The sequence below is a fragment of the Thauera linaloolentis 47Lol = DSM 12138 genome, assembly GCF_000310205.1.
Taxonomy (GTDB): Bacteria; Pseudomonadota; Gammaproteobacteria; order Burkholderiales; family Rhodocyclaceae; genus Thauera; species Thauera linaloolentis.
Genome location: NZ_AMXE01000003.1, coordinates 73,404 through 92,680 on the forward strand (window position 1 = coordinate 73,404; position 19,277 = coordinate 92,680).

At 67.5% G+C, this 19,277-nt stretch carries 15 protein-coding genes; 8 read left to right on the top strand and 7 right to left on the bottom strand.

The window, feature by feature from the left end:
- Window positions 1–97: 97 nt before the first annotated feature.
- Together C666_RS01875 and C666_RS01880 are read left to right on the top strand one after the other, a co-directional pair.
- Window positions 98–1,153, top strand: a complete 1,056-nt coding sequence (locus C666_RS01875) for a choice-of-anchor A family protein (protein WP_004333014.1) — start codon at window positions 98–100, stop codon at window positions 1,151–1,153.
- Between the two features lie 66 nt (window positions 1,154–1,219).
- Window positions 1,220–2,092 carry a helix-turn-helix transcriptional regulator gene (locus C666_RS01880; protein WP_038000533.1) on the top strand — a complete coding sequence of 291 codons (873 nt, stop codon included), beginning with the start codon at window positions 1,220–1,222 and terminating at the stop codon, window positions 2,090–2,092.
- Here C666_RS01880 and C666_RS01885 read toward each other — a convergent pair.
- The 3 genes from C666_RS01885 to fba form a co-directional block, all read right to left on the bottom strand.
- Entirely contained in the window at window positions 2,024–2,617 is a 594-nt protein-coding gene (locus tag C666_RS01885) for a LysE family translocator (RefSeq protein WP_004333018.1), read from the bottom strand. The genes C666_RS01880 and C666_RS01885 overlap by 69 nt on opposite strands.
- 101 nt (window positions 2,618–2,718) lie before the next feature.
- A complete protein-coding gene (locus C666_RS01890) occupies window positions 2,719–4,017 on the bottom strand; it encodes a DUF3422 family protein (protein ID WP_028792148.1) in 1,299 nt (432 codons plus the stop codon).
- 146 nt (window positions 4,018–4,163) lie between these two features.
- On the bottom strand, window positions 4,164–5,228 hold the full coding sequence (gene fba / locus C666_RS01895) for a class II fructose-bisphosphate aldolase (RefSeq protein ID WP_004333022.1): 1,065 nt from the start codon (window positions 5,226–5,228) through the stop codon (window positions 4,164–4,166).
- A 522-nt stretch (window positions 5,229–5,750) separates the two neighbouring features.
- Here fba and aspA point away from each other — a divergent pair.
- The 5 genes from aspA (at window position 5,751) to C666_RS01920 (ending at window position 12,619) form a co-directional block, all read left to right on the top strand.
- Entirely contained in the window at window positions 5,751–7,148 is a 1,398-nt protein-coding gene (aspA, locus tag C666_RS01900; protein WP_004333023.1) for an aspartate ammonia-lyase, read from the top strand.
- Window positions 7,149–7,185: 37 nt separating this feature from the next.
- The gene (locus C666_RS01905) at window positions 7,186–8,487 is read left to right on the top strand and encodes a dicarboxylate/amino acid:cation symporter (RefSeq protein WP_004333025.1); all 1,302 of its coding nucleotides are present in this window, start codon (window positions 7,186–7,188) and stop codon (window positions 8,485–8,487) included.
- 102 nt (window positions 8,488–8,589) lie between these two features.
- Window positions 8,590–9,345 (top strand): sulfite exporter TauE/SafE family protein, encoded by a 756-nt coding sequence (locus C666_RS01910; protein ID WP_004333027.1) that lies wholly within the window; start codon window positions 8,590–8,592, stop codon window positions 9,343–9,345.
- Between the two features lie 87 nt (window positions 9,346–9,432).
- Window positions 9,433–11,298 carry a sensor histidine kinase gene (locus C666_RS01915; protein ID WP_004333028.1) on the top strand — a complete coding sequence of 622 codons (1,866 nt, stop codon included), beginning with the start codon at window positions 9,433–9,435 and terminating at the stop codon, window positions 11,296–11,298.
- Window positions 11,291–12,619 carry a sigma-54-dependent transcriptional regulator gene (locus C666_RS01920; protein WP_004333031.1) on the top strand — a complete coding sequence of 443 codons (1,329 nt, stop codon included), beginning with the start codon at window positions 11,291–11,293 and terminating at the stop codon, window positions 12,617–12,619. The genes C666_RS01915 and C666_RS01920 overlap by 8 nt, the downstream gene beginning before the upstream one ends.
- A gap of 26 nt (window positions 12,620–12,645) precedes the next feature.
- Here C666_RS01920 and pyk read toward each other — a convergent pair whose 3' ends face one another.
- Window positions 12,646–14,103, bottom strand: a complete 1,458-nt coding sequence (gene pyk, locus C666_RS01925; protein ID WP_028792146.1) for a pyruvate kinase — start codon at window positions 14,101–14,103, stop codon at window positions 12,646–12,648.
- Window positions 14,104–14,317: 214 nt separating this feature from the next.
- On the opposite strand from pyk, the gene C666_RS01930 reads away from it, so the two are divergent.
- Entirely contained in the window at window positions 14,318–14,716 is a 399-nt protein-coding gene (locus tag C666_RS01930; RefSeq protein WP_004333034.1) for a hypothetical protein, read from the top strand.
- A gap of 104 nt (window positions 14,717–14,820) precedes the next feature.
- Here the strand turns inward: C666_RS01930 and C666_RS01935 are convergent, their stop codons facing one another.
- The 3 genes from C666_RS01935 to tkt form a co-directional block, all read right to left on the bottom strand.
- Entirely contained in the window at window positions 14,821–16,005 is a 1,185-nt protein-coding gene (locus C666_RS01935) for a phosphoglycerate kinase (RefSeq protein ID WP_004333036.1), read from the bottom strand.
- 67 nt (window positions 16,006–16,072) lie between these two features.
- Window positions 16,073–17,101: a type I glyceraldehyde-3-phosphate dehydrogenase gene (gene gap / locus C666_RS01940; protein WP_004333038.1), complete on the bottom strand. Its 1,029-nt coding sequence runs from the start codon at window positions 17,099–17,101 to the stop codon at window positions 16,073–16,075.
- A gap of 95 nt (window positions 17,102–17,196) precedes the next feature.
- Window positions 17,197–19,227: a transketolase gene (gene tkt / locus C666_RS01945; RefSeq protein WP_004333042.1), complete on the bottom strand. Its 2,031-nt coding sequence runs from the start codon at window positions 19,225–19,227 to the stop codon at window positions 17,197–17,199.
- Window positions 19,228–19,277: the final 50 nt, after the last annotated feature.

Sequence of the window (19,277 nt, forward strand, 5' to 3'; positions counted from 1 at the left end):
GGGCGATGCGGGCGGCTGTGATCGAGGTCACGAGGCGATTTCGCGAATTTTAGTATTGTCTTCGTTATTGATGAATCCAACAGGAAGGCCCCGCAGCATGTCTCCCAAGCGCTTTTTCGCCACCGCCCTGCTTCTCTCCGGTTTCGGCTTCCAAGTCCAGGCCGCGCCGCTCAGCGCCACCGAGACGATGCAGCAGTTCAACCTGATCGTGTTCGGTAGCGCGAGCTCCTCTTCGCATGTGGATGGTCGAACCTACGTGGGCGGCAGTCTGTCCGGTGGGGATTATGGCCAGCACCTCGGGCGCATGCCGGCCTCGCCCTATGCCGGGCTCACCGTCGGCGGCAGCGCCGCCAACGTGAATGTGAACGGCGGCGGCATTTCCGTCGGCGGCAGTCTCGCGTCGGGCAACATCAACAACGGCAGTGCCTACGTGGGCGGTAGCGTGGCCAACACCAACTTCAACGGTGGTGGCGCTTACGTCGGCGGCAGCGCGGCCAACGTCAATTTCAATCGCGGGCGACTGAGCGATGCGCCGGCGCAATCCGCGCCCGAGGGCATCGAAGCGAACATGCGCGACCTGTCCCGGGAACTGAGCCAGCTCAGCGCTACCGGCAGCACGGTCGCATTCGACGGCAACCGCGCCGTCTTCAACGCCGTCGCCGGCGCCGACGGCATCGCGGTGTTCGACCTCAGCGGGATCGACGCCGACGTGTTCCGCAAGGGAGAATTCCTGTTCAACACGAATGGTGCCGATCTGCTCGTCTTCAACGTCGATGAGCTCTTGCTCGACTTCTCCGCGAATTTCCTCGGCGGCAGTGCGCAGGGCATCGGCAGCCGGGCCGTGTGGAATTTCTACAATGCGAGCAACCTGACCATCCGCAACCAGTTCGGCGGCAGCGTGCTGGCGCCCAATGCGAGCTTCACCAACTACAACAACATCGAAGGCACGGTCGTGGTGAGTTCCCTGAACCAGCGCGGCGAGGTCCATCTGCAGCCCTTGAACGCTTCCCTGCCCAGTGCCCGTGCGCCGCTCGTCCCGCCCGCCAACGCGGTGCCCGAGCCCGGCTCGTTTGCGCTGTTGCTCGCCGCGTTGGGTGCGCTGGCAGTGTTCCGGCGCGCGGCTGCACGGCCGCGCGAGGCGCACGCGGGCTGAGTGTCGGCGGCGGACCCCGGCGGCGCGTTAAACTCCGCCGGAACAAGCCGTGTCCGCGAGGCCCCGATGAGCAAGCCCGTTTTCTGGCGCGACCCCGCGCTGCCTCATGTCGAATTGAGAAAGGTCGATGACGGCCGGAGCGTCTGCTACGCTCCCCATGCGCATGCCGAATGGTCGATGGGGGCGATCGTCCGCGGCGAGAGCAGCTTCGTCTGCGGGCACCGTCGCTACCATGTTGAGGCCGGCACGCTGGTGCTCATCAACCCTGAATGGGTGCATGCCTGCAATCCGCTCGAAGGCGGGCCGTGGGCGTATCTCATGCTGTACATCGACGCGCAGTGGCTTGCCGGCCTGCGTTGCCGGCTCGGCCTGGTCCGCACGCCGGAATGGCAGGATCTGGCGCCCGACGTGATGCGCTCGCCCGCAGTCTTCGAGGCTTTCGTCGGCCTCGCCGCATGCCTGCTCGACCCTGCTCCGTCCGCGGCGCGGAAGAATGCCCGCCTCGTCGCCTTTCTGTCGGATATCCTGCCCCGCCTTGCCGTGTGCGAGGCCGCGAGGACGGCGCCGGCACGGCTGAGCGCGGTGGCGGACTATCTGGATGCGCATTGCGCCGGCGACGTATCGCTCGATGCGCTGTGCCGGCGGGCCGACGTCAGCCCTGGGCATCTGATCCGCAGCTTCAAGCGCTACTTCCGCATGACGCCGCACGCCTACGCGATCAATCGCCGGGTCCGGCTCGGCCAGCGGGCGCTGCGGAACGGGAGTCCGATTGCCGATGCCGCGCTCGAGAGCGGGTTCTCGGATCAGGCCCATTTCCAGCGCATGTTCAAGCGGCTGCTGGCCGCTACGCCCGGGCAGTATCGCCAGCCTTCAGTCGATGAGGAGGAAGATGCAACTGCCCGCGAGCAAGGCGGCGAGCACGCGATTCATCGCGCGTAGCCTGGATGGGCGGGTGATGCGGCGCCGCAGGAAGGCGCCGGCAAAGACCCAGCAGGCGAGCGAGGCCCAGCAGATCGGCGCGTAAAGCGCGGCGAACAGTGCCAGCTCCTCCAGAACCGCTCCCCTCGTGTAGGCGCCGATGCCTGACGCGGCGGCCAGCCAGGCTTTCGGATTGAGCCACTGCATGAGGGCGCCGGCCATGAAGCCCGGCGGCGCATCGGCGTTTCGCGCGTCGAGGGCGCCGTCGTCCCGCGCGAGCTGCCAGCTCAGATAAAGCAGGAAGGCGATGCCGCTCCAGCGTAGCAGCGTCGCCAGCAGCGGCAGTTGCGCCATGGCGGTGGCGAGCCCCAGGCCGACCGCGGCGAAGAGCGCGATGAAGCCTGCCGTTGCGCCGCTGACGAAGCCCAGGCTTGCCCGTACGCCGTAGCGGGTGCCGCTGCCGAGGCAGACCATGTTGACCGGGCCGGGGGAAATCGAGGCGGCGAGGGCGAACGCCGACATGGGAAGGATCAGCGCAAGGCTCATTCACGGGCTCCTGGGTAATCGAGGGCCGTGAATGTTGAAGCGCCTGCCGTCCGCGGTCTTGAACGGAATTGATGTCGGGCCGGCGGATGCGCGGCAGGTGCCTAGCGGCTGCCGCCGCCCCCTTCCTTGGCGAGCGCCTTGCGCATGCGGCGCAGCCCCATGAAGACGAAGCTTGCGATCACGGGAATGGATGCAGCGGTGATGCTCTCCGGCGTCAGGGGGGCGATGAGCGTCTTCGCCCCCTTGGCGACGTAATTCACCAGTTGCGAGGCGTAGTAGGTGATCGCCACCACCGATAGGCCTTCCACCGTCTCCTGCAGATGGAGCTGGATCTTGGCGCGGCGGTTCATCTGCGCCAGCAGCTCCTGGTTCTGGCGTTCCAGTTCGATGTCCACCCGGGTGCGCAGCAGCTGCGAATTGCGCGCGATGCGCGCCGACAGATCGTCCTGCCGGCGGGCAATGGAGGTACAGGTGTCGATGGCTGGCACCAGGCGGCGGTCCATGAATTCGCTGATCGGCGAAAAGCCGGGCAGGCGCTCCTCGCGCAGATCCTCGATACGCCGGCGCACCAGCCGGTAGTAAGCCGCAGCCGCGCCGAAACGGAAAGTGGTGCGTGCCACCGAGCGCTCCACTTCGGCGGCGAGCCGCGACAGGCGGGTCAGGATCGCGCGGTCGTCCTCGGCGCTGCGCGCCTGGTCCATGCCGTCCATCAGGTCCGCCAGTTCGTCTTCGGCGCGCGATACCAGGCGGCCGACTTCCTTCGCCACCGGAAATGCGAGCAGGGCCATGACGCGATAGGTCTCGATCTCCACCAGACGCTGCGCGATGCGGCCGGCCTGGCGTGGCGTGAGATGGTCGTCCAGCACGAGGAAGTGGGAGAAGCCTTCGTGCAGGTGGAAATCGGTCAGCACCCAGCCGGCGCCGCCGGCCACCTGCGAGGCGACCAGGGCCTGGCCGTGGGCCGATTGTTGATGCAGCACGCTTTGCGGCGGCACGTCGGCGGTGCTGCGCACCTCGATGTGGGTGGCCGCGATCAACTGGCCGGGGATCGCCTCGCGCCAGGCGGCGGGCACGTGCAGCAGCGCGTAGTCGCCGGCACCGGCCGCCGAGGGGGCGGAGCGGCGGAAGAAGCAGTAGCTGGAAAACTCGTTGTGCCGCTCCCACTTCAGGCGGAAGCCGTCCGCTTGCAGCAGGACATGGCCGGAGCGGTGGTCGGGTGCCGGCAGGCCCAGTTGCTCCGCCAGCGCCTGCAGATGGTCGGTTTCGCGTTCGGCGCTGCCTTCGTGGTGGATGAAGGCGAGGTAGGTGACGAACTCCGGAGTCTCCAGCGCGACGGGGGGCCGGGCATGGATTTCGTCGCTGAGGGTCCGGCGCAGGGGGTGCTGTTCGAACGGGGGCATGGATTCGCTGCGGGCGCCGCGGCGCCCCGCGTGGTTTGGGGAAGGCGCATTCTTGCCCATCGTTTCAGGCGGTGACAAGCGCCTGGCCGGGCGGCAAGAAAAAACGCGCCCGGCGGGCGCGTTCCGGATGTCGGGGACCGAGGCGTTCAGCGCACGACCTGGGCTAGCTCGCCAGCCTTGTAGCGGGCAGCCATGCTTTCCAGCGAGATGGGCTTGATCCTGCTGGCCATGCCGGCGCTGCCGAAGGCCTCGAAGCGTGCCTTGCACACCAGCTTGGCAGCTTCGCGCGCGGGCTTGTTGAACTCGCGCGGGTCGAACTTGGAGGGATGCTCGACCAGGAACTTGCGGATCGCGCCGGTCATCGCCAGGCGGATGTCGGTGTCGATGTTGATCTTGCGCACGCCGTACTTGATGCCCTCGACGATTTCCTCGACCGGCACGCCGTAGGTTTCCTTCATGTCGCCGCCGTACTGGCGGATGATCTCGAGCAGCTCCTGCGGCACCGAACTGGAGCCGTGCATCACCAGGTGGGTGTTGGGCAGGCGGGCGTGGATGGCCTTGACACGCTCGATGGAGAGGATGTCGCCGGTGGGCTTGCGGCTGAATTTGTAGGCGCCGTGGCTGGTGCCGATAGCGATGGCCAGCGCGTCGCAGTCGGTCTGCTTGACGAAGTCGGCGGCCTGGTCGGGGTCGGTCAGCATCTGCGAGTGGTCGAGCGTGCCTTCGGCGCCGACGCCGTCTTCCTCGCCGGCCTGGCCGGTTTCGAGCGAGCCGAGGCAGCCGAGCTCGCCTTCGACGCTGACGCCGATGGCATGCGAGAACTTCGCTACTTCACGGGTGACGGCGACGTTGTATTCGTAGGACGAAGGGGTCTTGCCGTCTTCCAGCAGTGAGCCGTCCATCATCACGCTGGAGAAGCCGGAGCGGATTGCGCCCATGCAGATCGCCGGGCTCTGACCGTGATCCTGGTGCATGACGACCGGGATGTGCGGATAGGCTTCGACGGCGGCGTCGATCAGGTGGCGCAGGAAGGCTTCGCCGGCGTATTTGCGGGCACCGGCCGAGGCCTGCATGATCACCGGGCTGTCGCACTCGGACGCCGCTTCCATGATGGCCTGGACCTGTTCGAGGTTGTTGACGTTGAACGCGGGCAGGCCATAGCTGTGTTCGGCGGCGTGGTCGAGCAGCTGGCGCATGGAAACGAGGGGCATGTAGGTTCTCCTGGTGGCTGGCGGGTGGGCTGGGGGCATTCCGGAAAGGGGCGCTTTGGCGCTCAGCCTCGTATTCTAATACGAGCCATGCCGATGCGCTGCGCGGGCCGGTTGGCGGGTACAGCATACCCGTTCCGCCGCAAGGGAAACGGCCCTGGGGATGCCCGGGCCGTTCGATGGCTCCGTTGCGGGTGCGGATCGGCGCCGGAGTTCGGTCTGCGTCGCCACGCCAGGGCGTCCGGTGACGGGAACGCCGCGCTTGCCGGAAGGCGCGCGGCGCGGTCCGCGTCTTGCCGTCCGCGCTGCCGGCGGCGTGGTTTTCGTCCGGATTTCCGGACGAAAATCCGGCCCGCCGTCCGGAATTCCGTCTTTTGGTCTGCATCCATTCTTTTTTATTCAATCAAAACATTAATTTATGGCGTCCTGCCATTGGCACGCGGCGTGCAATGCATACCCGGCTCTTGCCGATTCGCGACGAGCCCACTTCAAAGGAGACAGACTGTGAACACGACGACCATTCGTATGGAGCATGACCTGCTTGGCGATCGCGAGGTACCCGCGTCGGCCTACTACGGCGTGCATACGCTGCGCGCTTGCGAGAACTTCCCGATCACGGGCATCACCATCGCCGTCTATCCCGATCTGATCCGCGCCCTGGCGCAGATCAAGAAGGCCGCCGCCGAGGCCAACCGCCAGCTCGGCCTGCTCGATGGGCGCCGCTGCGAGGCGATTGCCGCAGCCTGCGACGAACTCGTCGAAGGGAAGTTGCATGAACAGTTCGTCGTCGACGTCATCCAGGGCGGGGCGGGGACCTCGACCAACATGAACGCCAACGAGGTGATCGCCAACCGCGCGCTCGAGCTGCTGGGCCATGGGCGCGGCGAGTATGCTTACCTGCACCCGAACGAGCATGTGAACATGGGCCAGTCGACCAACGACGTCTACCCGACCGCGCTCAAGCTCGCCACGTATGCAGGCATCTTTCGTCTCGTCGATGCCATGGCCTACCTGCGCCAGGCTTTCGAGCGCAAGGCGGAGGAGTTCGCCGACGTCCTCAAGATGGGGCGCACCCAGCTCCAGGATGCAGTGCCGATGACGCTGGGGCAGGAGTTCTCCACCTATGCCGTGATGCTGGGCGAGGATGAGGGGCGGCTGAGGGAGGCGGCGCTGCTAATCCGCGAGATCAACCTCGGCGCGACCGCGATCGGCACCGGCATCAACGCTCACCCCGAATACGCGGCATTGGCCTGCCACCTGCTGGCCGAGATCAGCGGCGTGCCGGTCGTCACTGCGCCGAACCTGATCGAGGCGACGCAGGACTGCGGCGCCTTCGTCCAGTTGTCCGGCGTCCTCAAGCGTGTCGCGGTCAAGCTGTCCAAGGTCTGCAACGACCTGCGCCTGCTGTCTTCCGGGCCGCGCGCCGGCCTGGGCGAGATCAACCTGCCGGCGCGCCAGGCCGGATCCTCGATCATGCCGGGCAAGGTGAACCCGGTGATTCCGGAGGTGATGAACCAGATCGCGTTCGAGGTCATCGGCAACGACCTGACGGTGAGCTTCGCGGCCGAGGCCGGGCAACTGCAGCTGAATGCCTTCGAGCCCGTCATCGCCCACAGCCTGTTCAAGAGCGTGCTGCACCTGACCAACGGTTGCCGCGTGCTCGCCGACCATTGCGTCGACGGCATCACCGCCAACCGCGACCTGCTGCGCGCGTCGGTCGAGCGCTCCATCGGCATTGTCACCGCGCTGAATCCCTACATCGGCTACGCGCATGCCACCGAGGTGGCGGCCGACGCCTTCCGCAGCGGCCGCGGCGTGGCGGAGGTCGTCCTCGAGCGCGGGCTGATGAGCGCGGAGGCGCTGGCCGAGGTGCTGCGCCCCGAGGTGCTGACCCGCCCGCAGCCGATTCCCGCCCGGGCCTGAGCCGCGGCGCGACAACACAACTCGAAAGGAACGCGACATGAAGATGAATCGCTTGACGACCTGGATCGTCATTGCAATGGTGCTGGGCGTCGCCGTCGGCTACGCCTGCAACACGATGGCCGGCAGCGCCGAGGCCGCGAAGGAGATCGCCGGATACTTCGCGGTGCTGACCGACATCTTTCTGCGCATGATCAAGATGATCATCGCGCCGCTGGTGTTCGCGACCCTGGTGGCCGGTCTGGCCAACATGGGCGACTCAAGGACCGTCGGGCGCATCGGCAGCCGCGCGGTACTGTGGTTCGTCGGCGCGTCGCTGCTGTCCCTGATGATCGGGCTGACCGTGGCCAACCTGCTGCAGCCCGGCGCCACCCTGGGCGTGGCGCTGCCCGAGGTGGGCGCCGCCACCGACCTGAAGACCGGCGCGCTCAATCTCAAGAATTTCATCACCCAGGTGTTCCCCAAGAGCATCGTCGAGTCGATGGCGAACAACGCCATCCTGCAGATCCTCGTCTTCGCGGTGTTCTTCGGGCTGGCGCTGGGCAACCTGCACAACCAGACGGCACGCTCGCTGGTCGGCACCATGGATGACATCGTCCATGTGATGCTCAAGGTCACCGACTACGTGATGCGGGTGGCGCCGGTCGGCGTGTTCGCCGCCGTCGCGGGGGCGATCACGACGCAGGGCCTGGGCATGCTGGCGGTGTTCGGCAAGTTCATGCTGTGCTTCTATGCGGCGCTGGCGGTGCTGTGGGCGGTGCTGATCTTCGCCGGCTACGTCGTCCTGGGGCGCGAGGTGTTCCGCCTGCTCAAGCTGGTACGCAACCCGATGCTGCTCGGCTTCTCGACGGCGAGCAGCGAGTCGGCCTATCCCAAGCTGATGGAGCAGCTCGAAAAGTTCGGCATCAAGAACCGCGTGACCGGCTTCGTGCTGCCGCTGGGCTATTCCTTCAATCTCGACGGCTCGATGATCTACACCTCGTTCGCTGCGCTCTTCATCGCCCAGGCGTATGGCATCGAGATGTCGCTGGCGAGCCAGATCACCATGCTGCTGGTGCTGATGGTGTCGAGCAAGGGAATCGCCGGCGTGCCGCGCTCGGCGCTGGTCGTCGTTGCGGCCGTGCTGCCGATGTTCGGCCTGCCCGAGGCCGGTGTGCTGCTGATTCTCGGCATCGACCATTTCCTCGACATGGGGCGCACCGTGACCAATGTGCTCGGCAACGCGATCGCCACCGCGGTGGTCGCCAAGTGGGAAGGCGCCATCGACCCGGTCGCCCCCGAACTGGCCGAGGCCGAGGACGCGCTGCCGGCCCCCGAAGACATGCTTCCGCAGCCGGCCTGACGCCGTGACGCATGGTTCCGGCGCCCATGCCGCGGGTGCCGGCTTCCGCTCCCGGGCCCGGCGTGTCGCGCCGGGCCGTTTCGTCGAGTGCAGGGTTTCATTATGATCGATTGGTACATCCTCGCGCCCGCCGCGTTCTTCGCCGGCATGGTCGACGCGGTGGTCGGCGGCGGCGGGCTGATCCAGATCCCGGTGTTGTTGTCGCAGTTCCCGCAGGCGCCGATCGCGACCCTGTTCGGCACCAACAAGGTTTCGAGCATCGCCGGCACCGGGGCATCGCTGTGGCGCTATGCGCGCAGCGTCCGCATTCCGTGGGGCGTGGTGCTGCCTGCGACGGTCGCGGCTCTGGTCGGCGCATGGGGCGGCGCGGCGCTGGTGTCGTGGCTGCCGCGCGAGATGATGCGTCCCCTGATCGTCGTGCTGATGGTGGCGGTGGCGATCTATACCTTCATGAAGAAGGACTTCGGCCACCGCGCGACGCGGACGCTGACCGCGGCCGACCGCTGGAAGGGTATCGCCTTCGGGGGCCTGATCGGGGTGTACGACGGCTTCTTCGGCCCGGGCACCGGCAGCTTCCTGCTGTTCGGCTTTGTGCGGCTGTTCGGCATGGATTTCGTGCAGGGCTCGGCAAGCGCCAAGGTGCTCAACTTCGCCACCAACCTGTCGGCCATCGCCTATTTCGCCAGCGACGGCCCCATCCTCTGGCAGGTGGGGCTGGTCATGGCGGCCTGCAATCTCGCCGGGGCCTACCTGGGCACCCGTCTTGCGCTCAAGCATGGCGCGGGCTTCATCCGCAAGGCCTTCATCGGGGTGGTGATCGTGCTGATCGTCAAGCAACTGGCCGATCTCGCCAATTGATGCGGCCGCCTCCCGGGCTTAACCTAGGCTGGCGCCGCGTGCGCCATCCTGCCTTTCCTTGAGCCCGTTCGACCGGGCAGGTCCACCATGTTCTTCCGCGCTCGTTCCCTGGTGCTGTCGCTGTTCTGTGCCGCGCTGGTCGGCCTGAGCGGATTCTCGGCCTACCTGGCCGTGCAGCGCTTCGGCATCGCCGAACTGCAGGCGACCGGGCTGCACCGGCTCGACCTGTACGCCGCGAGCCTCGAACGCGAGATCGGCAAGTACGCTTTCCTTCCCGGCACGCTGAGCCTGGAGCAAGAGGTCCTCGACCTGCTCGCCGGGCCGGCGGGCGGCGAGGCCGCCAAGCGCGTCAATGTCCATCTGGAGAAGCTCAACGCGCGCGCCGGCACGCTGTCGATCTATGTCATCGACGCGCACGGGCGGGTCCTGGCGGCCAGCAACTGGCGCCAGGCCGACAGCTTCGTCGGCGAGGACCTTTCGTTCCGTCCCTACTTCCGCGATGCGATGGCCAGCGGTACGGGGCGCTTCTTCGGCATCGGCACCACGCGTGGAGACCCGGGCTACTATCTAGCCGCCAGGCTGGCGGGCAGCGAGGGAGACGAGGGCGTGCTGGGGGTCGCCGTGGTCAAGGTCAGCCTCGAGCAACTGGAAAAATCATGGTCGACCGTGGAGGCGCCGGTGCTGGTCGCGGACGAGAACGGGGTCGTCATCCTGTCCGCCGTCGCGGGCTGGAAATTCACGCTGCTGCGCTCCCTGGATGAACGCATGCGCGCTGCCTTCGACCACACCCAGCAGTACAACCGCCGTGCGCTGCAGCCGCTCGGCATGCGCGAGATCGCGGCCTACGGGCATGATGCCCGGCTGGTGCGGATCGTCGGCGATGACGCGGAAGCCGTCTCCGTCTACCCGGTCAGCGGGCGCTTCCTGGCCCAGTCGCGCGCCATGGCCGATACGCGATGGACGCTGACGGTGCTGTCGCAGCTCGAACAGGTCGACAGCCTCGCGCAGAGCCGCGCGGCGCTGGCGGCGATCGCCGCGGCCTGCCTGTGCCTGCTGGCGGCCGTGGTCGCGGAGCGGCGGCGCCATCTGCGCCACCGGCTCGCCGCGCGCGAGACCCTGCAAAAAGCCTATGACGAACTTGAGCACAAGGTCGAGGCGCGTACCGCCGATCTGTCCGCCGCCAACCACAAGCTGCAAGACGAGATCTCCGAACGCATCCGGGCGGAGCGCACGCTGCGGGCCGCGCAGGAAGAACTGATCCAGGCCGGCAAGCTGGCGGTGATCGGGCAATTGTCCACCGGCATCGCCCACGAACTGAACCAGCCGCTCGCCGCGCTGCGGACCCTGTCGGCCAATGCCGGGCGCTTTCTCGAGCGGGGGGACGCCGATACCGCGCGTGCGAACCTGGCACGCATCGCCGAACTGGCCGACCGCATGGGGCGCATCACTGGCCAGCTGCGCAGTTTCGCGCGCAAGTCGAACGGCCTGTCCGAGCCGGTCAGGCTGGGGCAGGCGCTGGATAATGTCCTGGCCTTGCTCGAAGCGCGGCTGCGGCGCAGCGCGACGGTGGTGGAGCGCCATGGGCCGCGCGAGGAGGCGGTGGTATCGTGCGACCCCAATCGGCTCGAACAGGTACTGGTCAACCTGGTGGGCAATGCGCTCGATGCGATGGCGGGGCAGCCGCGGCCGCGCATCGAGCTGGACTGGGACTGCGCGGACGGCGCCGTCCGCCTGCAGATCCGCGACCATGGCCCGGGCCTCAGCGACGAGGCGTGCTCGCACCTGTTCGAGCCCTTCTTCACCACCAAGCAGGCGGGCGACGGCCTGGGGCTCGGGCTGGCCATTTCCGCCGGCATCGTGCGCGATTCCGGCGGCAGCCTGCAGGGCGCGAACCATCCGGACGGCGGCGCCGTCTTCACGCTCGAACTTCCGCTTGCCCACTGCCATGACTGAAGAACTCAAGACCCTCATCATCGAAGACGATCCGGACGTGGCGCTGGGCTGCCGGCAGGCGCTGCAGCTCGAAGGGCTTGCCGCCGAGTGCGCCGGCAGCGCCGAGCAGGGCCTGCGGCGCCTGGGGGCGGATTTCGCCGGCGTCGTCGTCAGCGACATCCGCCTGCCGGGCAAGGACGGCATGAGCCTGCTGCGCGAACTGCAGCGCGCCGATCCGGAGCTGCCGGTGGTGCTGATCACCGGCCACGGCGACATCTCGATGGCGGTGCAGGCGATGAAGGATGGCGCCTACGATTTCCTGCAGAAGCCATTCGCCCCCGAGCATCTGGTCGATACCGTCCGCCGTGCGCTCGAAAAGCGCCGCCTGGTGCTGGAGGTGCGCGCGTTGCGCCGCCGGCTGGCGCAGCGCGACCTGCTGGAGGCGCGCTTGATCGGGAATTCGCCGGGCATGGCCGGCGTGCGCGCGCTGATCGGCAACCTCGCCGGCAGCGCGGCGGACGTGCTGATCCACGGCGAGACGGGGACCGGCAAGGAGCTGGTGGCGCGCTGCCTGCACGAGGCCGGCCCGCGCCGCGGCGGCAACTTCGTCGCGATCAACTGCGGCGGGCTGCCGGAAACCCTGTTCGACAGCGAGATCTTCGGCCATGAGGCCGGGGCCTACACGGGGGCCGGCAAGCGCCGCATCGGCAAGATCGAGCATGCCAACGGCGGCACGCTGTTCCTCGACGAGATCGAGACCATGCCGCTGCCGATGCAGATCAAGCTGCTGCGCGTGCTGCAGGAACGCACGCTGGAGCGCCTCGGTTCGAACACCGCGATTCCGATCGATTGCCGCATCGTCGCCGCGACCAAGGAAGATCTGCTGGCGCTGGCCGGGCAGGGGCGCTTTCGCGCCGACCTGTACTACCGTCTGTCCGTCGCCACCGTGCCGCTGCCGCCGCTGCGCGAGCGGCGGGAGGACATTGCGCTGCTGTTCGAGCATTTCCTGCTGCAGGCGGCGGCCCGGCACGATCGCCCGGTGCCGCAGATGACGCAAGGACGCATCCGGCAACTGGTCGGCTACCACTGGCCGGGCAACGTCCGCGAACTGAGGAATGTCGCCGATCGCTGCGTGCTCGGCATCGAGGCGGGTTCGCCGCCGTTCGGCGAGGTCCCGGGGGAAGGGCCGCGCGCACTGGCCGCGACCGTCGAGGCCTTCGAGCGCGCCCTGATCGCCGATGCGCTGCGCCGGCACGGCAGCCTGGCGCGCACCGCCGAGGCGCTGGCGGTCGCCAAGACCACGCTCCACGACAAGGTGCGCAAGTACGGCCTCGGGGATTGAGGTCCGGACGGGGCCAGCCGCCCGGTCTAGAAGTCGTGGGCGCCCGAGGCGCCAGGGCGATGGTCGCCGACACGCACGATCTTGAGGGTGTTGGTGCCGCCGGAGGCGCCGATCGGCTCGCCGATGGTGAGCACGATCAGGTCGCCGTAATCGACCACGCCCTGTTCGAGCAGGATCTGCTCGGCCTCCCACAGCAGCACGTCGCGGTCCTGGTGGGTCTGGCTCATCAGCAGCGGGTAGACGTCGCGGTACAGCGTCATCTGGTTGCGCGCGCGGACTTCGGGCGTGAGCGCGTAGATCGGCACGCCGCAGTTCAGGCGGCTCATCCACAGGGCGGTCGAGCCAGTCTGCGTGAGCGAGGCGATGGCCTTCACCTTCAGGTGGTAGGCGGTCCACATCGCCGCCATCGCGATCGACTGGTCGATGCGGGTGAACACCCGGTTCAGCACCTCCCGGTCGAGCGTCACCTCGTTCGACTTCTCGGCCTCCAGGCAGACCCGGCTCATGGCCTCGACGACCTCGACCGGAAAGCGGCCCGATGCGGTCTCGGCCGACAGCATCACCGCGTCGGTGCCGTCGAGCACCGCGTTGGCGACGTCCGAGACCTCGGCGCGGGTCGGCACCGGGCTGGAGATCATCGATTCCATCATCTGCGTGGCGGTGATCGTGAGCTTGTTGCGGTCGCGCGCGGCGCGCAGCATCTTCTTCTGCAGCGCGGGCACGGCGGCGTCGCCCACCTCGACGGCGAGATCGCCGCGCGCCACCATGATGCCGTCGGAGGCGTCGAGGATCTCGTCGAGGTTGGCGACCGCTTCGGTACGCTCGATCTTCGCGATCAGCAGCGCATCGCCGCCGCCCGCCGCGCGCATCAACTGGCGGGCCATGTACATGTCGGCCGCGCTCTTGGGGAAGGAGACGGCGACGAAATCGACGCCGATCTGCGCCGCGGTGCGGATGTCGTCCATGTCCTTCGCGGTCAGCGCCGGTGCCGTCAGGCCGCCGCCCTGGCGGTTGATGCCCTTGTTGTTCGACAACTCGCCGCCCACCTTGACGGTGGTGTGGATCTCGCGGCCGGCTACCCGCTGCACGCCGAGCTTGATGCGGCCGTCGTCGAGCAGCAGCACGTCGCCGGGCTTCACGTCCTTGGGCAGATCCTTGTAATCCAGCCCGACGCGCTGCATGTTGCCCAGCTCACAGCCGGCATCGAGGATGAAGGGCATGTCGCGCTCGAGCACGATGCGGCCGTCGGCAAACTTGCCGATACGGATCTTCGGTCCTTGCAGGTCGGCGAGGATGCCGACCGGACGGCCGACCAGTGCCGCGGCATGGCGGATCGCCGTGGCGCGGGCGACGTGATCGTCGGCCTTGCCGTGGGAGAAGTTCATGCGCACGACGTCGATGCCGGCGCTGACCATGCGTTCGAGCACCTGCGGGTCGGAAGAGGCGGGGCCGAGCGTGGCGACGATCTTGGTATGGCGTGACATGGCTTCTCCCCTATGCATGTTCTGGTGCCGGTCGATGCGCATCGTACGGCCTGCCGCATCGCTTTGCATTCTAAACCGGAGCCTGGCGATGGCTTGTGGTGCCGCGGAATCATCAGAGGATGAGCCGCCTAACGCGATTGCATGTGATGAAATGGAAAAATCATGCGGCAGTGACTAGACTGGGGTCTGGCAGACGAGCATGAGGGAAGGATTCATGGACCTGACAGTCGTTCTTGGCCTGATCATTGCGTTGCTGTGCTTCGCCGCGTGGACCAGTCTGCGCCGGCGGACACAGCCACTGCCGGTGCGCGCGGGCATGCCGAACCATCCGTACCACTGCGTCACGATCGAAGCCAGAGACAGCGGCTGTGATGCCGTGCGCAGGATGGCGGGCGAGCGCTTCCTTGCCGCGCGCGCTCCCCGGCTGCCCTTGCCCGGTTGCAGGCGCGGAAACTGTGAATGCATCTACCTGCATTACGAAGACCGCCGCCACCATAATCGCCGGGACCCCTACGTCCATGCCCAGCGCATGCAGTTCACCGACGTGCCGCAAGACCGCCGAAACACGCCCGGTCGGCGCAAGACCGATTTGCTGGTCCATCCGATGCTCTGAGCCGGCCTCGGAGGAAGGCGCCGCCACCATCCGCTTCCCGCGTGCCGAGAACAAACAAGGGGACGCCTCGGCGTCCCCTTCTGGTGCTTCGGCCCGCCTGTTCCTCAGCCGGTGTAGCGTTCTTCCAGGGCGGCGATCGCAGGCAGGGTCTTGCCCTCCAGGAACTCCAGGAAGGCGCCGCCGCCGGTCGAGATGTAGCCCACGTCGTCGGCGATGTGGAACTTGGCGATGGCCGCCAGGGTGTCGCCGCCCCCCGCGATGGAAAAGGCTTCGGAGTGGGCGATGGCCGAAGCCATCATCTTCGTGCCGCCGGCGAACTGGGGCAGCTCGAAGACGCCGACCGGGCCGTTCCACACGATGGTGCCGGCGTTGGCGATGATCTCGGCCAGCTTGGCCGAGGTCTTGGGGCCCACGTCCAGGATGCGGTCGTGCGGGCCGACCTCGTCCACCGAGATGCGGTTGGCGCGTGCCAGCGCGGACACTTCGTCGGCGACGACGACGTCGGCCGGCAGGGGCACCTCGGCGCCGCGCTCCTTCATCATGTCCATGATGGCCTGGGCTTCCTTGACCAGCTCGGTCTCGGCCAGCGATTCGCCGATGCGCTTGCCCGATGCCAGCAGGAAGGTGTTGGCGATGCCGCCGCCGACGATGAGCTGGTCCACCTTGTCGGCCAGCGACTTGAGGATGGTGAGCTTGGACGACACCTTGGAGCCGCCGACGATGGCGACCAGCGGACGCTTCGGGTTGTGCAGCGCCTTGCCCAGCGCATCGATCTCGGCCCCCATCAGCATGCCGGCGCAGGCCACGGGCGCAAAGCGGGCGATGCCGTGGGTGGTGGCCTCGGCGCGATGGGCGGTGCCGAAGGCGTCATTGACGTAGACGTCGCACAGCGCGGCCATCTTCTTCGCCAGCTCTTCGTTGTCCTTCTTCTCGCCCTTGTTGCAGCGGCAGTTCTCGAGCAGCACGACTTCGCCCGGCTTGACCTCGAAGCCGCCATCGACCCAGTCGGCGATCAGCTTGACCGGCTTGTTCAGCAACTGGCCCAGACGCACGGCGACCGGCGCCAGGGTGTCGTCGGGGCCGACCGTGCCTTCGGTCGGGCGGCCGAGGTGGGAGGTGACCATCACCGCCGCGCCCTTGTCCAGGCAGTACTGGATGGACGGGATGGAGGCGCGGATGCGGGTGTCCTCGGTGATGTTGCCGGCATCGTCCTGCGGCACGTTGAGGTCGGCGCGGATGAAGACCTTCTTGCCGCGCACGTCGAGTTCGTTGAGCTTCTTGACTTGCATGATCGTGTGAGTCTCGTGAAAACGCCCTGCGGGGCAGGGCGTTGGTGAATTGCGATTGCTTGCCGGCTTACTTGGCGGCGACGAAGGCGCGGGCGGCGTCGAGCATGCGGCAGGAATAACCCCATTCGTTGTCGTACCAGGCCAGCACCTTGACCAGCACCGAGCCGTCCTCGCCCTTGATGACGCGGGTCTGGGTGGCGTCGAAGGTGGAGGATACCGTGGTGTGGTTGAAGTCGGAGGACACCAGCGGCTCGGTGTTGACGGCCAGGATGCCCTTCAGCGGGCCGTTGGCGGCGGCGGTCATCAGCTCGTTGATCTCTTCCTTGGTGGTGGCGCGCTCGGCGGTGAAGGTGAGGTCGACCAGCGAGACGTTGATGGTCGGCACGCGCAGGGCGAAGCCGTCCACCTTGCCGACGAGCTGCGGCAGCACCAGGCCGACGGCCTTGGCGGCGCCGGTCTTGGTCGGGATGATATTGGCGGCGGCGGCGCGGGCGCGGCGCAGGTCCTTGTGGCGCACGTCCACGGTGACCTGGTCGTTGGTGTAGGCGTGGATGGTGGTCATCAGGCCCTGCTTGATGCCGACGCTGTCGGCCAGGATCTTGGCCACCGGGGCCAGGCAGTTGGTGGTGCACGAAGCGTTGGAGACCACGGTGTGGCCGGCCTTCAGCGCGCCTTCGTTGACGCCCATGACGATGGTGGTGTCGACGTCGTCGCCGCCCGGCGCCGAGATCAGCACGCGGCGGGCGCCCTGGTCGAGCAGGGCCTGGGCCTTGGCCTTGGTGGTGTAGGCGCCGGTGCATTCCAGCAGCACGTCCACGCCGTGGCTGCCCCAGTTGACGCCCTTCGGGTCCTTGGTGGAGTAGAAGGGGATCTTCTTGCCGTCGATGATGATGGTGTTCTCGCCCTCGGTGTCGACCGGGGTGGCGAAGCGGCCGTGGGTGGTGTCGTACTTGAGCAGGTGGGCGTTGGTGGCCAGATCGCCGGAGGCGTTGATGGCGACCACTTCGAATTCGTTCTGCAGCCCTTGTTCGTAGATGGCGCGCAGCGTGCAGCGACCGATACGACCGAAACCGTTGATGGCGACCTTGATGCTCATCGATTCTTCTCCCTCACTAGATGTACGAAACCGGATTCACGTTGCCTGCAGCGCCCCGGCGGACGGTGCGCCGATGTTCTTGTCTGCCCGCCTGCTCAGGCGAGAACCTTCCTGACCGCGGCCGCCACGGCTTCGGCGGTGATGCCGAAGAGCTTGAACAGCTCGCCGGCCGGGGCGGATTCGCCAAAGCGGTCGATGCCGACGACTTCGCCTTCGAGGCCCACATACTTGCGCCAGCCGTCGGTGACGCCGGCTTCGACGGCCACGCGGGGCAGGCCCTTGGGCAGCACGCCCGCTTTCCAGGCGTCGTCCTGGCGGTCGAAGACGTTGGTGCTCGGCATGGAGACGACGCGGACGGCGATGCCTTCGCCGGCCAGCGTTTTCTGCGCGGAGACCGCCAACGCGACTTCGGAGCCGGTCGCTATGATAACGGCTTGGGCGGCCACCGTCTGCGAGCCGTTGCCCGCTTCGGACAGGACGTAGCCGCCGCGCCGGATGCCGGCCACCTGCGCGGCATCGCGGGCCTGGAAGGGCAGGTTCTGGCGTGAGAAGCACAGGCTGCTCGGGCCGGTTCTGCGTTCGACGGCGCAGGCCCAGGCCACGGCCGATTCGGTCGTGTCGCAGGGGCGCCAGACATCCATGTTGGGGATCAGGCGCAGCGTGGCGATCTGCTCCACCGGCTGGTGGGTGGGGCCGTCCTCGCCGAGGCCGATCGAGTCGTGCGTGAACACGAAGACCTGGCGGATCTTCATCAGCGCGGCCATGCGCAGGGCGTTGCGCGCGTATTCGCTGAACATCAGGAACGTGGCGGTGTAGGGGATCAGGCCGCCATGCAGGCTGGCGCCGTTGGCGATCGCGGCCATGCCGAATTCGCGCACCCCGTAATACACGTAGTTGCCGCCGCTATTCTTGCGGACGCCCCTGGCGCCGGACCACAGCGTGAGGTTGGAGCCGGCGAGGTCGGCCGAGCCGCCGAGCAGTTCGGGCAGCCTGGGCGCATAGGCTTCGATGCTGTTCTGGCTGGCCTTGCGCGTGGCGATGGTCTCGGCCTTGTCGATGACCTTGGCGAGCACAGCCTCGACGTGGGCATTCCAGTCGGCGGGCAGATCGCCGGCCATGCGGCGTTCGAATTCGGCGGCGAGTTCGGGATGGGCGGCGCGGTAGGAAGCGAAGCGGGCGTTCCACTGCGCTTCGGCCGCGGCGCCCTTGGCGCGCGCATCCCAGGCGGCGTAGATCTCGGCCGGGATCTCGAACGGCGGGTGGTTCCAGCCGATGTGGGCGCGCGCGGCCTCGATCTCGGCAGCGCCGAGCGGGGCGCCGTGGACGTCGTGGCTGTCCTGCTTGTTGGGGGCGCCGGCGCCGATGATGGTCTTGCAGCAGATCAGCGTGGGCTGCGCGGTATTGCCCTTGGCCTGCTGGATGGCGGCTTCGATCGCCGCCGGGTCGTGGCCTTGCACATCGCGGATCACTTGCCAGCCATAGGCTTCGAAGCGCTTCGGCGTGTCGTCGGTGAACCAGCCGTCCACATGGCCGTCGATGGAAATGTTGTTGTCGTCGTAGAAGGCGATGAGCTTGCCCAGGCCCCAGGTGCCGGCGAGCGAGCAGGCTTCGTGCGAGATGCCTTCCATCAGACAGCCGTCGCCGAGGAAGACCCAAGTGTGGTGGTCGACCACTTCATGGCCGGGGCGGTTGAAGTCGGCGGCGAGCACCTTCTCGGCCAGCGCCATGCCGACGGCGTTGGTGATGCCCTGGCCCAGCGGGCCGGTGGTGGTCTCGACGCCAGGGGCATAGCCGTATTCGGGGTGGCCGGGGGTCTTGCTGTGCAGTTGGCGGAAGCGCTTGAGTTCGGCGATGGGCAGATCGTAGCCGGTGAGGTGCAGCAGCGCGTAGATCAGCATCGAGCCATGGCCGTTGGACAGCACGAAGCGGTCGCGGTCGGCCCAGCCGGGGTTGGCCGGATTGTGCTTCAGGTGGTGGCGCCACAGGACTTCGGCGATCTCGGCCATGCCCATCGGTGCGCCGGGGTGGCCGGAGTTGGCCTGTTGCACGGCATCCATCGCCAGGGCGCGGATCGCGCCGGTAATGGGGTTGAAGACCGGGGGCTTGACGTTGCGGGTCGACTGCATGCTGTTCTCGGGCCGGAGGCCACCATCGGAAAAGCCGCAATTATCCCTTA

What these genes read in the sequence shown, in the direction of transcription:
- C666_RS01875 (WP_004333014.1), top strand. Translation starts at nt 98, where the DNA reads ATGTCTCCCAAGCGCTTTTTCGCCACCGCCCTGCTTCTCTCCGGTTTC.
- C666_RS01880 (WP_038000533.1), top strand. Translation starts at nt 1,220, where the DNA reads ATGAGCAAGCCCGTTTTCTGGCGCGACCCCGCGCTGCCTCATGTCGAA.
- C666_RS01885 (WP_004333018.1), bottom strand. Translation starts at nt 2,617, where the DNA reads ATGAGCCTTGCGCTGATCCTTCCCATGTCGGCGTTCGCCCTCGCCGCC.
- C666_RS01890 (WP_028792148.1), bottom strand. Translation starts at nt 4,017, where the DNA reads ATGCCCCCGTTCGAACAGCACCCCCTGCGCCGGACCCTCAGCGACGAA.
- fba (WP_004333022.1), bottom strand. Translation starts at nt 5,228, where the DNA reads ATGCCCCTCGTTTCCATGCGCCAGCTGCTCGACCACGCCGCCGAACAC.
- aspA (WP_004333023.1), top strand. Translation starts at nt 5,751, where the DNA reads ATGGAGCATGACCTGCTTGGCGATCGCGAGGTACCCGCGTCGGCCTAC.
- C666_RS01905 (WP_004333025.1), top strand. Translation starts at nt 7,186, where the DNA reads ATGAAGATGAATCGCTTGACGACCTGGATCGTCATTGCAATGGTGCTG.
- C666_RS01910 (WP_004333027.1), top strand. Translation starts at nt 8,590, where the DNA reads ATGATCGATTGGTACATCCTCGCGCCCGCCGCGTTCTTCGCCGGCATG.
- C666_RS01915 (WP_004333028.1), top strand. Translation starts at nt 9,433, where the DNA reads ATGTTCTTCCGCGCTCGTTCCCTGGTGCTGTCGCTGTTCTGTGCCGCG.
- C666_RS01920 (WP_004333031.1), top strand. Translation starts at nt 11,291, where the DNA reads ATGACTGAAGAACTCAAGACCCTCATCATCGAAGACGATCCGGACGTG.
- pyk (WP_028792146.1), bottom strand. Translation starts at nt 14,103, where the DNA reads ATGTCACGCCATACCAAGATCGTCGCCACGCTCGGCCCCGCCTCTTCC.
- C666_RS01930 (WP_004333034.1), top strand. Translation starts at nt 14,318, where the DNA reads ATGGACCTGACAGTCGTTCTTGGCCTGATCATTGCGTTGCTGTGCTTC.
- C666_RS01935 (WP_004333036.1), bottom strand. Translation starts at nt 16,005, where the DNA reads ATGCAAGTCAAGAAGCTCAACGAACTCGACGTGCGCGGCAAGAAGGTC.
- gap (WP_004333038.1), bottom strand. Translation starts at nt 17,101, where the DNA reads ATGAGCATCAAGGTCGCCATCAACGGTTTCGGTCGTATCGGTCGCTGC.
- tkt (WP_004333042.1), bottom strand. Translation starts at nt 19,227, where the DNA reads ATGCAGTCGACCCGCAACGTCAAGCCCCCGGTCTTCAACCCCATTACC.